General features: G+C 52.3%; 13 protein-coding genes. 3 read left to right on the top strand and 10 right to left on the bottom strand.

Annotated elements, in window-relative coordinates:
* Positions 1-19 precede the first annotated feature (19 nt).
* Positions 20-1,696 carry a glycoside hydrolase family 13 protein gene (locus MHH82_RS03575; protein WP_340963348.1) on the bottom strand — a complete coding sequence of 559 codons (1,677 nt, stop codon included), beginning with the start codon at positions 1,694-1,696 and terminating at the stop codon, positions 20-22.
* 198 nt (positions 1,697-1,894) lie between these two features.
* Positions 1,895-4,147, bottom strand: a complete 2,253-nt coding sequence (locus MHH82_RS03570; protein ID WP_340963345.1) for an excinuclease ABC subunit UvrA — start codon at positions 4,145-4,147, stop codon at positions 1,895-1,897.
* A 288-nt stretch (positions 4,148-4,435) separates the two neighbouring features.
* On the opposite strand from MHH82_RS03570, the gene MHH82_RS03565 reads away from it, so the two are divergent.
* Both MHH82_RS03565 and MHH82_RS03560 read left to right on the top strand, forming a co-directional pair.
* Positions 4,436-5,011: a 5' nucleotidase, NT5C type gene (locus MHH82_RS03565; RefSeq protein ID WP_012818875.1), complete on the top strand. Its 576-nt coding sequence runs from the start codon at positions 4,436-4,438 to the stop codon at positions 5,009-5,011.
* On the top strand, positions 5,008-5,238 hold the full coding sequence (locus MHH82_RS03560; protein WP_009591802.1) for a hypothetical protein: 231 nt from the start codon (positions 5,008-5,010) through the stop codon (positions 5,236-5,238). The genes MHH82_RS03565 and MHH82_RS03560 overlap by 4 nt, the downstream gene beginning before the upstream one ends.
* A 72-nt stretch (positions 5,239-5,310) precedes the next feature.
* Here MHH82_RS03560 and MHH82_RS03555 read toward each other — a convergent pair whose 3' ends face one another.
* From MHH82_RS03555 to MHH82_RS03530, 6 genes are all read right to left on the bottom strand, one after another.
* Complete coding sequence (locus MHH82_RS03555; protein WP_006208027.1) at positions 5,311-5,466, bottom strand: hypothetical protein; 156 nt, start codon at positions 5,464-5,466, stop codon at positions 5,311-5,313.
* 189 nt (positions 5,467-5,655) lie between these two features.
* Positions 5,656-6,174 carry a DinB family protein gene (locus tag MHH82_RS03550; protein WP_012818874.1) on the bottom strand — a complete coding sequence of 173 codons (519 nt, stop codon included), beginning with the start codon at positions 6,172-6,174 and terminating at the stop codon, positions 5,656-5,658.
* A gap of 117 nt (positions 6,175-6,291) precedes the next feature.
* Positions 6,292-6,567: a phage holin family protein gene (locus MHH82_RS03545; RefSeq protein ID WP_119850149.1), complete on the bottom strand. Its 276-nt coding sequence runs from the start codon at positions 6,565-6,567 to the stop codon at positions 6,292-6,294.
* A gap of 207 nt (positions 6,568-6,774) precedes the next feature.
* Positions 6,775-7,332: a hypothetical protein gene (locus MHH82_RS03540; RefSeq protein ID WP_041622091.1), complete on the bottom strand. Its 558-nt coding sequence runs from the start codon at positions 7,330-7,332 to the stop codon at positions 6,775-6,777.
* 142 nt (positions 7,333-7,474) lie between these two features.
* Complete coding sequence (locus tag MHH82_RS03535; protein ID WP_340963330.1) at positions 7,475-9,277, bottom strand: ABC transporter ATP-binding protein; 1,803 nt, start codon at positions 9,275-9,277, stop codon at positions 7,475-7,477.
* Positions 9,274-11,019, bottom strand: coding sequence for an ABC transporter ATP-binding protein (locus MHH82_RS03530; RefSeq protein WP_036664595.1), 1,746 nt, complete (start codon positions 11,017-11,019; stop codon positions 9,274-9,276). Before MHH82_RS03530 ends, MHH82_RS03535 begins: the two co-directional genes overlap by 4 nt.
* Before the next feature lie 342 nt (positions 11,020-11,361).
* Between MHH82_RS03530 and MHH82_RS03525 the strand changes: the two genes are divergently transcribed.
* Positions 11,362-11,694, top strand: a complete 333-nt coding sequence (locus MHH82_RS03525) for a hypothetical protein (protein ID WP_009591801.1) — start codon at positions 11,362-11,364, stop codon at positions 11,692-11,694.
* Between the two features lie 255 nt (positions 11,695-11,949).
* Here MHH82_RS03525 and MHH82_RS03520 read toward each other — a convergent pair whose 3' ends face one another.
* Together MHH82_RS03520 and MHH82_RS03515 are read right to left on the bottom strand one after the other, a co-directional pair.
* A complete protein-coding gene (locus tag MHH82_RS03520; RefSeq protein ID WP_340963324.1) occupies positions 11,950-12,678 on the bottom strand; it encodes an N-acetylmuramoyl-L-alanine amidase in 729 nt (242 codons plus the stop codon).
* Positions 12,679-13,352: 674 nt separating this feature from the next.
* A complete protein-coding gene (locus MHH82_RS03515) occupies positions 13,353-13,448 on the bottom strand; it encodes a hypothetical protein (RefSeq protein ID WP_012818867.1) in 96 nt (31 codons plus the stop codon).
* Positions 13,449-13,530: the final 82 nt, after the last annotated feature.

Raw genomic sequence — 13,530 nt, 5'->3', positions numbered from 1 at the left:
CAAGAAATCGCTTACCCACTTAGTTTACACGATAAACTATCGCTTCATAAGGGTTTAAGGTGAATTGGCCGAAACTCCGGTCCGACCGCTCGTAATTGGTGAGCACCACTTCCGGATGACGGCCGCTCCATTCCGCTGGAAACTGAAACTCCGGCGTCCTGCCGTAAAAGTTCAATACGATCAGATATACCTCGTTCCCTAATGATCTGGAATAAGCGAAGATCTCCGGATGCTCCTCCAGCACGGCTTCGTATTTTCCGTAGATCAGCACCTCGGTGGACTTGCGCAGACGGATCAAGGCCTTATAGTAATTCAGAATGGAATCCGGATCGGCCAGCTGATGCTCCACGTTGATCTCATGATAATTCGGATTGGACCGAATCCACGGCACGACGGATGAGAAACCGCCATAAAGCGTGCCATCCCACTGCATCGGCGTTCTTGCATTGTCCCGGGCCCGGTACGCGATTCTGCGCATCGTCTCGGACACGTCTTTTCCGTCCAACAGCCGCTCGCGGTAATAATTGTAGATCTCCACGTCCCGATAATCGCTCAGCTCCGGAAACTCGACATTCGTCATCCCGATTTCCTGCCCCTGGTAAATGAACGGCGTCCCTTGCATCAGCATAAAAAAAGTAGCCAGCATCTTGGCCGATTCCTTATGATAGTGGACCGGATCGCCAAAACGGGATACGGAGCGCGGCTGATCATGGTTCTCCATATAGAGAGCGTTCCAGCCTGTCCCTTCCAGGCCCGTCTGCCATTTATGCATGATCTGCTTCAATTCGGCCAAGTCCCAGACGGCGTAATCCCAGCGCCCTTCGAGTCCGAAATCGAGATTGACGTGCTCAAATTGAAAAATCATGTTCAGCGCCCCGTTCTCCTCCCCGATCCAGCGGTCTGCTTCGGCGATCGGAATGCCGCTGGCTTCGCCCACCGTCATAATGTCAAAATCGGCCAACGCTTCGCGTTTGAATTGCTGTAGAAATTCATGGATTCCCGCGATATTCCGGTGACCGGGATTTGAATCGACATATCGAAGGTTGTTTGGATTCGGCATGTCGGGCAAACCCGGCAGCTTCTTAATATGGGTGATCGCGTCCACGCGAAAGCCGTCGATCCCTTTATCCAGCCACCAGCGGATCATCCGCACCAGCTCTTCCCGGACCGCCGGATTCTCCATATTTAGATCAGGCTGCTTTTTCGAATAGAGATGGAGATAATATTGACCCGTTAGTTCGTCGTATTCCCAAGCGGAACCGGTGAACACCGATTCCCAATTGTTCGGCTCGGCCCCGTCCCTCGGATCCCGCCAGATGTAATAATCCCGCTTCGGATTCGTTCGGGAGGAGCGGGCTTCCATAAACCACGGATGTTCATCCGAGGTATGATTAAGCACCAGATCCATGATAAGGCGCATGCCGCGCTTATGGATTTCGGCCAGCAGCCGGTCGAAGTCGGCCATCGAGCCGAATTCCGTCATAATATCCTGATAATCGCTGATATCATAGCCGTTGTCGTTATTGGAGGATCGATAGATAGGGCATACCCATATGACGTCAATCCCGAGATCCTTCAAATAATCCAGACGGGATATCACCCCTTGCAGATCCCCGATGCCGTCTTCATTCGAATCCATGAAACTGCGCGGATAGATCTCATACGCAACGGCTTCTTTCCACCATGCTTTCCGCATTGCCTGATCCCCCGTTTACAATCAAAATGCTGCCCATCGCGGTATACGGACATTAGTCGTTTATACATTCTTATTAACCGACTCCTGCCTAAGCCGCAGTCTGTGGCAGCATACAGTATTGCCGTTTAAACGATCATATAAGCCTGATAACCATAGAATGGCCATGCCGCGGGGATATGCGGCACAGCCATTCTAAGTCTATCCTCTCACGTATTTACCGGTCAGGGAGTGTTCCGCCGCGATCAGTTCGGCGGGCATTCCTTCGAATATGACCCTCCCTCCCCTGCTGCCGCCTTCGGGCCCGAGATCGATGATCCAGTCCGCCTGACGAATCACGTCCAGATTGTGCTCGATCACGATCACCGAGCTGCCGTTATCGACGAGCCGATTCATCATGTCCAGCAGATGCCCGACATCCGACATATGCAGCCCCGTCGTCGGCTCGTCCATGACGTAAATCTGACCCTGCTTGTGCAGCTCGCTGGCCAGCTTGATGCGCTGGCTTTCGCCCCCGGACAGGGTGCTCAGCGGCTGTCCGAGGGTCAGATAGTGCAGGCCCACGTCATGCAATGCTTCCAGCCGCCGCTTGATTTCTTTTTTCTCGAAAAAAACCAGCGCCTGCAGCACCGTCATGTCCAGCACCTCGGTGATCATTTTTCCCTGGAGCTTGTACTGGAGCACATCATCCTTAAAACGTCTGCCGTCACAGGTATCGCACGGCGACTTGATGCCTTCCATGAAAGCCAGGTCCGTATAGATGAAACCGAGCCCGTGGCAGTCGGGGCAGGCCCCTTTGGAATTGAAGCTGAACAGGGATGGACTCTGACCGTTCGCCTTGGCGAACATGCTCCGGATGTCATCCATGATCCCCGTGTAGGTGGCAGGGTTGGAACGGATCGAGGCGCTGACGGCGGACTGGTCGATGACAACAGCCTCGGGATGCTGGGACAGGAAGGCATGGTGAATGAGCGAGCTCTTTCCTGATCCCGCTACGCCCGTGACCACGGTCAATACGCCTACCGGGATATCCACCGTCACATTGTTCAGGTTATGATGATTCGCATTGGCAATGCGCATATGCCCTGTAGGTACGCGAAACTGTTCCTTCATCGGCATCCACCGCTTCATATACCGCCCGGTTAAGGTGGAAGCTTGGTCGCACAGCTGCTCGACCGTCCCTTCGAAGACAATTTCCCCTCCCCGGGTACCGGCATTCGGCCCCACATCCACCACATGGTCGGCAATTTCAATCACGTCACGGTCATGCTCCACGACCAGCACGGTGTTGCCCTTGTCGCGAAGCTTCCTCAGCATGCCGTTCAGACGGTGAACATCCCGCGGATGCAAGCCCACGCTCGGCTCATCAAAAACATACATCATGTCCGTCAGGCTGCTGCCCAGATGCCGGACCATCTTGACCCGCTGCGACTCGCCTCCGGAGAGCGTGGTCGTCTCCCGGTTCAGCGTCAGGTAATCCAGTCCCATATCCATCAAATGCTGCAGCCGCTCCGCTAAGCTGGCTACCATGCCGGCAGCGATCGGCTCCTTGATATCCAGGATGAACGCTCTTAGGTCCCCGATCTCCATGGCCGCACACTCGGCGATGTTGAATCCGTTGATCCTGCAGCTTAACGCAGCTTGGCTGAGCCGTGTCCCCTCGCATAACGGGCATGTGCCGTGCGTAATGAAATTTTTCACGTGATTGAAGGTTCGTTCGGACAATTCGCTGCTATCTCGCTGAATATACAGCCGGTTAAATTTCAGCACGAGGCCTTCGAAGTCGGACTGCACCGGTCCGCCTTTGGACGGGAAGGTCACTTTCCCCTCCTTGCCGTACAGGAAGAGATTCCATTCCGCTTCGGAATAATCGGCCAGCTTCTTGTCGTTATCAAAGAAACCGGACATGGTGTAGTTCTTCATATACCAGCTGTCCACCGAGAAAATCGGAAACCGGACCGCTCCCTCATTCAAGGATTTGGTCGTATCCAGCAGCTTCGTCAGATCCAGCTCCACCTTCTTCCCGATTCCCTGGCATTCCGGACACATGCCCTGCGGATCGTTAAAAGAAAACGCATTGGAGTAACCCACGAATGGCTGCCCCACCCTCGAAAACAGCAGTCGAAGAACGGCGTACAGATCGGTGATCGTGCCGAGCGTGGAACGCGAGTTCCCTCCCAGCCGCTTCTGGTCGATGACGATGGCGGTCGACAAATTCTCGAGCGAGTCCACGTCCGGGCGGCTATGCCGGGGAAGCCGGTTCCGGACAAAAGCGGTGAACGTCTCGTTCAGCAATCGCTGGGCCTCGGAACTGATGGTATCAAACACGATGGACGATTTGCCCGAGCCGGATACGCCGGTAAAGACGGTGATTTTTCGTTTTGGAATTTGGAGCGAAACATTCTTTAGATTATTCTCCCTGGCACCGCGAATGCGGATATATTCTTGCGGCATGGCCGTTCCTCCTTTGTGCCCTGTAGTGCTCCTATTATAAAAGGGCATTCATGACATGTACTGTCATAATGAAGGAAAGGTGCTATGATTCCGGTCGAACCCACGCCGGGAAAATATCAGAAGGGTTGCCGGCCTATTAATGTTATACTTAGTTTATAATGAGTCAGGGGAAAGAAATGCAACATCCTTCCATTTTTGATTTTGGTTTGCCAATATGCATCCTGTCCATTACAATTTACGGAACATCATCTTTCGAAGATTTCATGATTACAGGAGAGTAATGACGATATGAGCAAAAAAATAGTCGCCATCGATATGGATGATACGATCTGCCATCTGATTCCCAAAGCCATCCATTATCACAATTTGCAGTACAAGGATCCCCAGCTTACGCTCGATCAGATTACCGATTACAACCTGCACCAAATCTGGCATCCTGAATGCTCGGAAGAATTTTTCTTCGGAAAGCCCGGCTTGTATGAAGAGCTCGAACTATTTGACGAATATACGATTGACGAGGTTCACAGAATGACACATGATTATGATGTCATTGTCGTTACCGCAGCCCGACCCTCCTCGGTGCCCGAGAAATGGAGATGGCTGCAGAGGCATATGCCTTTTATTCCGTTCGAGAATTTTTTCGTGGCCAAGCGCAAGGATTTGGTGGAGTTTGACCTTCTGATTGACGATGGTCCCCATAATGCGATTGCTGCGAGAAAAGCCGGAAAACAGACCATCCTGATTCCGCGCCCATGGAATGCGCATATTCAGCATGAATTTATTCTGAAGGATTCCTGGAAGGGAATGAACGAGTTAGTAGACCGCATGTTATCCGATTCTAATCATCAAGGGGAAATGAAATGAATATAGACCGCAATAGCCGGTACCTATCGCAAGACATCCATTTTTTCGCTGCCGCGCTGTCGGAAACGCTGGTTTCCGTGTGGGAGGAAGACCCCGCAAGCGTATACGTGGAGATCGAGCGAGGTTACATTGAATGCTACACGCCGGATGTCGTCCGCATCCGCAACGAAGAAACAGGTTATTTGACGCACTACAGCCGTGATACCGCGATGTTTCAGCGGATGTAAAATACGATAAGAGCCGCTTCCCTTGCCGGGAGGCGGCTCTTTTTATTGCCCGATTTACCTTTTTTGCCAAGTTCACCTTTTAGCTGACAAGACAAGAAACAAGGTTGCGAGCGGGCCTAACAACAGCGACAGCAGAAACCAGTTTAAGCCCGTTCTGTTCTTTCCTTGGGCCAGCCCGGCATTGATCAGCGCCAGCGTTCCCCATCCCACGTAAAATTCGTTATTCATCGTATCCCCTCCGAACGCATACTATCTGGCTTAATACGTATGGCGGAATGAATCGTTGCAGGATATGCGCAAAAAGAGCAAGGAATGCTCCCTGCCCTGCGTGGTTATAAAAATTACGGCACATTCGCTTAAAATGCCGCGATGCGGGCTCCGGGAAGAAGCCGAAGCTTACCAGCGTCGGGACGATGCTCACGCTTGCTCCAATTCCCTTAACAGCTGAAATATCTGTCCCCTGTGATGGGACTCATGCTCAATCAGATGATAGATGACCCATTCGGGCGTCACATCGTACGGCTCCAGTTGTCTGGGTCTTCTCCAGTCCGAAAGGTCCATTCCTCGGAAATGGGCAAGCAATTCATGACGTACCCTCTGCATGCGGTGAAGATGTTCATCCAGTGACTGATCCGGCACTTCAGAAAGATGGTTATCCTCGGTACGGTGATCCCAGGGAAAACAAGCCTTTATTTTCGGGTCCCAATCGGATTCAAGCACCTCGACGTACAGCCAGTCCGCTTCGATTAAGGCAATATGGTATAGCAGTGAACCGATGGATTGCCGGCCGGCCGCCTTATGATTCAAATGCTCATATCGGATCCCGGCCAGCCGTTTCAATATCGTCCGCCGCACCTCCTCGAGTCCCCATATCCAGCGGCCGATCTCCGGCTCAAACCCAGGCAGCGCCTCAACGTTCAACGTTTTCCTTTGCATGTCTTTCACGCTCCCTCTCATGATCTCATGAACTTTAGGATAACAGGCGGGAGACGCAGGCTACAAGGTAACGTTCGGTTTAGACCAAAATGATCCTGGGGCCCATTGCAGCCGTTCTTACTTCTTTCTGGTCGCAATCGCCTCTGCCGTTTGTTTAACGGCCTGATGCCCGAATACGGCGAACGCCCCCGCAAGGATGCCTTGGATGATATTCTCCACGCTCCAGCCGATCAAACCGGTTGTCAACAGGATGGATACGACCATAACCACATATACGATGCTCCAATTCGGAACCTTAGGCGTTTGCTTCAGCACGTATCCGATCACCCAACAAGCGGCAACGACCATGAACAGCCGCGGATCGATCAGTTGAAAAATGACGCTCCATTCCATGAAAAACCCACCCTTTCCATTCATTTTCTACATCCTATTCCTAGAGCCTATCGATCGGCTTGTACTTATATCCTTATTCCCGCAGGCAAAATAATAGAATCTGCCGATGGAATTCATGATAGGTTCATGGACGGGCAGACGAAGCGCCAATCGCGTATTCCCGGGTGGAGGGAATACGTGAAGGTATTCTTTGAAGTAGCGTTGAAGCTAGAGGTCATTGCTTGCCGCTTCAATGATCCCGCAGATCCAGTCGGTCAACCGCCGATCCTTCTCTTCCTGACTGCAGTCCATTGGGAAGGCAAGGTAGTGCTGATGCTCGGGAATCCGGGGTATCCCCTTCTTCATGACGGCATCCGCCCTGGTATCGTTTTGGTATTCTATAAAACGAAGATCCCTTCCGTCCAATGTCTGATAGGCATAACAGCTGTACTCGATTTCGTCGATGACGGTCCAGTGATGCCCCTGCTTCCTGGGATTGCACAACACATGCGTGCCCTTCAGCTTGTTCAGTGAGTACAGAAAGCCTTGCAGCTGGGCCTCTGTTATGTGGTAGTCATCCAAGTAATACCGCTGCGAGACTCTGTCCGCATTCGTGTCGATGATCTGATAGTTTAGAATAAACGCAGCCCCTTTGCGCAGCACCGGATCGAAGTAATCCTTCTGTATCCGGCCCTTATGGCGGGACAGTCGATCTGAAACCAGATCATCCATATTGCTATGGTCCAGGTTATGGCCGAAAGTGATCAAGAACTTGCGATTCTTCATGCGGAACTCTCCCTTATATGACCGATATAATTCCAGTATATTCCACCCATCATTATACAAAACAAGGCAGCCTCCTCACCAACGGAAGCTGCCTTGCTCTTAAACCTGTTCAAATATCCCCAATTCCAAACCACATTGAATGTTATACCTTGCTAACCTCGGCTTCATCCGCTACCGCGGCCTCGGTCTCGGTCGTGGACTGACCCTGCCATAACAGCTGCATCTCTTCGCTCGTGGCGAGCAGCTCCGCCAAGCTTCCCTCCGCTTCGATCCGTCCATCCTTCATGACGATGATATGATCGGCCTTGGACAGAGCCGCCCTGCGGTGCGATACTGCAATGCAGGTGACGTCACGCTCCTTGAACATTCCCTCCCATACCAGCTGCTCCGTCTCCACGTCCAGCGCGCTGGACAGATCGTCGAAGATGTACAGATCCGCGCCGGTCATCAGCATGCGCGCCGTGGCCGCGCGCTGGATTTGTCCCCCCGACAGCATGACGCCTCTCGGGCCGACAAACGTCTCCAACCCTTGATCCAGATTCTCGATGTCCTTCTCCATGACGGCCAGCCGGACGGCCCGTTTCAGCGCTTCCTCGGCCCGCTCTTTCTTCCCTTGCACGATGTTCTCTCTCAAAGGATCGCTGAACAGCCTTGGAACCTGCGGGGTATAAGCCGCCCGAGGGGGCATCAGGAAGGTAGCCGGATCGACTTCTTCCCCGTTCCAGCGAATCGTGCCCGCCTGCTTGGGCAGCAGCCCCAGCAGGGTCCGGACAAGCGTCGACTTCCCGGCCCCGATTCGGCCGGTCACCACCAGAAACTTGCCGCGCTCCAGGCGGAGGTTGATATTCGATATCCCATTCTCCGAATTCGGATAATGATAGGATAAATTCTTTACCTCCAGCTCTTTGAGCTTCTCCCCCGGCTCCCTGCGAATGAGAGGCAGTTCCGGAGGATCTTCGTTCAGATACGTTTCCCTCGCTTCAATAATCCGGTCCTCCTCGCCGGGGCGGAACAGCGAGCGCATACGGTCAAAGGAAACCTTCAGCCGTTTGTGCTGAAACACCATATATCCGAACAAGGAAATACTGAACCCGATATTGGCCAGGTACGTCGTAAACAACGCGAAATCCCCGACGGTGAAATGCCCGGCCTGCATCTCGGTTGCGCACATCAACAGGATCAGTCCCGTACAAATGCTCAGCACATGCTGGTTCAGGGACCGCATCCATTGTTTGAACAGATTATCCTTCAGCGCTGCCTGCCGGCGGTCCTCGTTCAGCTTCGTGAAGCGTTCATGGACATGATCTTCGGCCTGCCCGAGCTTCAAGGCTTGAACCGCGCCGAAGGTTTCGGCAATGAAGCTGGTGATGCGCCCCGTAGCTTCCCGGTTCTTCAGGCCGTAACGCCGTGCGCGGTTGCCGGATAAATTGTTCAGGAGCGTGACCACCACGAGCGGCAGCACGGCCACCAGCATGATTTTCCAGTTAATGCTTGCCATGATGACAACGGATACGAGCGCAAAAACAAGACGTCCCCAAAAATCCACCCAGGACTCCACGTATTCCACAACTTCATCCACGTCATCGCGGAAGCGGCTCATCGCCTCCCCTGGAGAAGCCGGCAAATTCCGTCCCGGCCAGCGCATGATCCCCGCCAGCATGTTAGTGCGCAAGATAGCCTGGATATGATAAATATACGTTACCCATTGATAGAAGGCTGCAAAGAACGTCCCCACCCGCGCGACCCTTACAACGGCAATAAAAATCAAAGGAACGGCCAGCCATACATAATCCGTGGAATTCGATGTGGCCCGGTCGAAAAACCACTGCATTCCGAGCCCGATCAATAACGGCAGCGAATGAAAGATGCACCACAATAAACCGTTGATTAAAAATAATGAGGGCCTAAATCGAAACAGCCGCCCTATAAAACCCGTGATGGTCACGCCAGCTCCTCCTCTCTGCCTGTGCTCAGCAGTCTCGCATAATGCGATGCCGGATCTAACGCAAGTGCTTCCCGTGCGCCGAATTCCAGAATCCGTCCGTCACCCAGCACCATGATTTTATCCACCTGCTCCAGGGTAGCCAGCCGATGCGCGATGATGATGCCCGTACAACTGCTCATCAGCTGATCGACGGCTGCCTGCAGCATGGTCTCCGTTGCGGCGTCCAAGCGTGAAGAGGGTTCATCCAGAATCACCAGGCTCGGCTGCGTCAAAAATACCCGGGTTAACGCAAACAGCTGCGCTTCCCCGGCGGACAACGAGGCCCCGCCGGTGGTCAGATGCGTATCCAGACCTTCCGGCTGCGCATCGATCCACTGCCGAAGCCCGAGACGCTCCGTCGTTTCCAGGATGAATTCGTCCGACACGCCGTGATCGAACAGCGTCAGGTTGTCGCGCAGCGAGCCGTCGAACAGCTGCACATCCTGCGTAACCATCCCCACCCGGCGATAAAGCGCGGGCAGCTTCAGCTTCGTGATATCCGTGCCTCCGACGCGGATGACCCCGCTGTCGATGTTATACAGTCGAAGCAGAATGCGGCTGAGACTCGACTTCCCGCTGCCGGTACGTCCGATGATCCCCAGGCGTTCACCCGGCTTCACTTCGAAGTTAATGTCCTTTAATACCGGTTTATCCGCGTTGTAACTGAAGTTGACGCCCTCAAACTCCAAACCGAGCGCGCCTTCGGGCAGCTCTTCCTGCTCCCCGTCCACGATCTCGCTCTTGTTGGACAGCAGCTCTCTGGAGCGCAGCATGCCGGATTTCGCTTTCTGGAACTCCTGCACTTGGTCGCCCAGCATCTCGATCGGATCGTTTAACATCTGCGTATATTGATAGATCAGGAAGAGGGTTCCCAGCGTAATTTCATCGATCAAATAATAGCGTACCCCCAGTAACAGGACTGCGGTAACCGCTAGGGCAAACAGGATCACCGTGGTGTTCCAGGGTACGACGCGGAGCATCCAGGCTTTTCTCCCCTTCAGGAACACGCTGCGCATCAAGCGGTGAAACCGGTTCATGACGTACGGCACGTTGCCGTTCGCCTGAACATCCTCGATGCCGGCGATGCGTTCCTCAATCAATCCAAACAGCGAAGCGCTGGCTTCCCGTTCGTTCTTGGAGGAATTGACGCCCATATTCCGGATGAACACCATGAACAGAATGGACAGCAGCGTGAACACCGTCATAACGATCGCGATGGGCAAATTGACCGTAAACATGAATCCCAATATGCCGGCAAGCAGCACGAAGCTGCCGATCACCTGCACGATGAACATCGCAAAGAAATTCGAGATATTCGTCACGTCTCCGTCAATCCGCTCAATCATCTCGCCGGGCGTTTTCACATTATGAAACCGCATATCCAGCCGTAAGCAATGCTTCAAAAGATCGCCGCGGAGCCGGTTCGTCGCGCGCCATGAAATATCATTCCCCAGATAACTGACAGCTACGGTAATCAGCTGGTTCAACACAGCCACGACCAGGAATAATCCCGCAAGCTGGATCAGCGTGGCTATCACGCCTCCGCCGGCTGCCGTGTCGATAAAGCGTTTGACAATCTGCGGATTCAGCAGCTGCAAGCCGGTCGACGTCAGCAGCATGGCCAGCAGCAGGATCAGCCGTCCTTTTACCGGCTTCAAATACCGCAGCAGCCATGACATGGATACCTTTTCTTTTTTGGGCACAGTGCCCACCCCCATATGCAAGCAAGTATGTACGGACCGTCATCCCCCAAACACAGGCATGCCCGGCAGTAAATCATTACCAGTCTACATGAAAACCCCGATCATTCCTAGGTAAAGAATAATTATAATGTGATGATCGTTTATTCTTAAGTGCATAAAGAATAAACCGCACAACTGCACGGCCTCTCTGCGATTATATACAATTGAAGGAGCCGCTTCCGTCTTTTCTTTCTATATAAATCTAGCGAGTCAATACCCGCTTCAAAAAAAAGCGAATCCGATAATTCAGCATACTCGTATATGTATAATAGAGTGACGTGCAACTTTTTGGAGGTGGGCATAATGAATACTGGGATCAGTGGATTAGACGGACTGGATGAAGAGAAGCTATCAGAAATTCGCGAAAATGCCGCAAGGCTCTCGGACATGAAACAAGAGGTGCCCGTGGAAGAACTGTTCTCGGAATCATTCATTCAAAGACATACGAAGTTTTCTTCCATCGATCACTTGCTGAAGGCCGCTGGATACGAGGGAAGCACCGATGAAGATTTTGACGAATTCATACAAGGTCGCACGATTAACCCGTTTATCGTTGAGCATACCCCATTTCGCAGCTGGCAGGATTTTCAGGAATTAGCCGTATCCGCTTATATTACGAAATGGCTGGGATTGTAAATATTCCATCAGTACCGTACCCCGGGTCTTTCCTCTAATAAGGGAAGACAACCAAAGAAGCCCCTCTAACCGATGTTAGAGGGGCTTCTGATATATTTTTTTAAAAGGGGTGCTTTTATCTTATGCCCGAAATATTAAGGGGAGCTTAAATTACGATTAAAGAGACATAAATTGTTCAACATGAACGCATCCTTGTGCATCTGCATCAAGGTACGGCGAGGAAGGCACTTCATCTAAAAGTCACCGGACTTGAGTCTATTCGGTCGTCACCGTAGCCGTCTTGGTCTTGTTATCCCATTCCACCTTGGCGCCTAATGCCTCACCGATGGCCCGGAGCGGTACATAGGTCACGCCATTCTCCAGCTTGCCATCTTCGATCTGCTTACCGTTTACAATGACATTGACCTTATCGCTCACCGCAGCAGCCCCCTCTTTCTTCTGAAGTCCCAGGTATTTGGCAATGCCGTTGACATGGCCTCTCGCCAGAGCGTCCAGCACGTCCGGCCGTTTCAGCTTGGCTGCATCCGCTGCCACATCGATAAACAGGTTCTCGGTCAACACCGCAGGCATTTTAGATTCACGGACCATATGCAGGTTAGCCGCCTTCTGTCCTCGATCGCTTACTCCGTAGGATGTAATCGCGCTCATGACCTCCGAATGAATAACACTCTGGAGTTTTACCGAACCAGGGCTTGGGGAGGTATATCGATATGACTCGAAGCCCCCTGCACCGCCGCCTGCGTTACAGTGGATGCTTACCAGGATATCGGCACCGGCGGCGTTTGCCTTATGGGTCCGTTCCGCCAATTCCAGAAACACATCGGAAGATCGGGAGAGGTTTACCTGAACGCCGTCGTATTCGGCTTCCAATCGTTTTTTCACGGCCAGAGACAGCGCTAATACGATATCCTTTTCCTGCAGCCCGTTTCCGGTGGCTCCGGCATCCTTTCCGCCATGTCCTGCGTCAATCCAAACCTTTTTCACGATCATTCACCGCCTTTGTAGGTTGTTGAATAGCCTGGTGGCTAAATACAGCGAAGTGGGCCGCGTCCCTTCCTTCCGCTCATGCTTCCACGTTTACTAGGCAAGGCAACTATAGATCCTACTGCAAGGACGAGTATAATATATAAGATACTCCAATGGGGTACGGTCGGTGTTTGCTGGAGCCTATATCGAATGGCCCGGTTACGGTTTTGAGCTGACCTCTTGTGCCCCAGGCCCAAGCTTCATTTCATCCGGAATCCCTGATATTATGCATACAATGGAACTTCCCGGAGATTGCCTTCATGTTTGGCAAGGCGGTGATTTCATCCGTGTTACTTCTATTCTAACCGATCGGAGACGGGTTATATGTCTGGATTTGTACTTATCGTGTTCGCTGCAGCTTTTATCATTCGTGGTGTCATGAGGATACGCAAACCCACATGGGGGTCCTTATATAAAATGTGGAACATAAAGTATGGGTCGGAGCCTGATTCCGGCTACATTCGCTATATAAAATCCAGCGGGATTCTTCTGGTGGTTCTGGGATCGATCGTACTCGTATTCGGGATCCTGATGGTTATATTTTGAGCCCCATTACCAATCATCCCTTTAGGATTTAAAAAGCCCTGCCGACATGAGTCGGCAGGGCTTTTTGTTACGCGAAAGAAACGAAATTATACCCAGAAAGAAGCAGTAATGATGACCAACAAGATGAAGAGAACAAGAATCGCTCCGACAGAGTTATACCCGCCGTATCCAACTTCGCCCATGAGATTCCCTCCTTTGCTTACGATACGATATAACGTATTCAATAATTCATGAAGTGTCAGGGCGCATGTACTGCTCATAGAC

The sequence above is a fragment of the Bacillus sp. FSL K6-6540 genome (assembly GCF_038007545.1).
The sequence above is the reverse complement of the archived record's forward strand: the minus strand, read 5'-3'. Positions and strand labels throughout refer to the sequence as shown.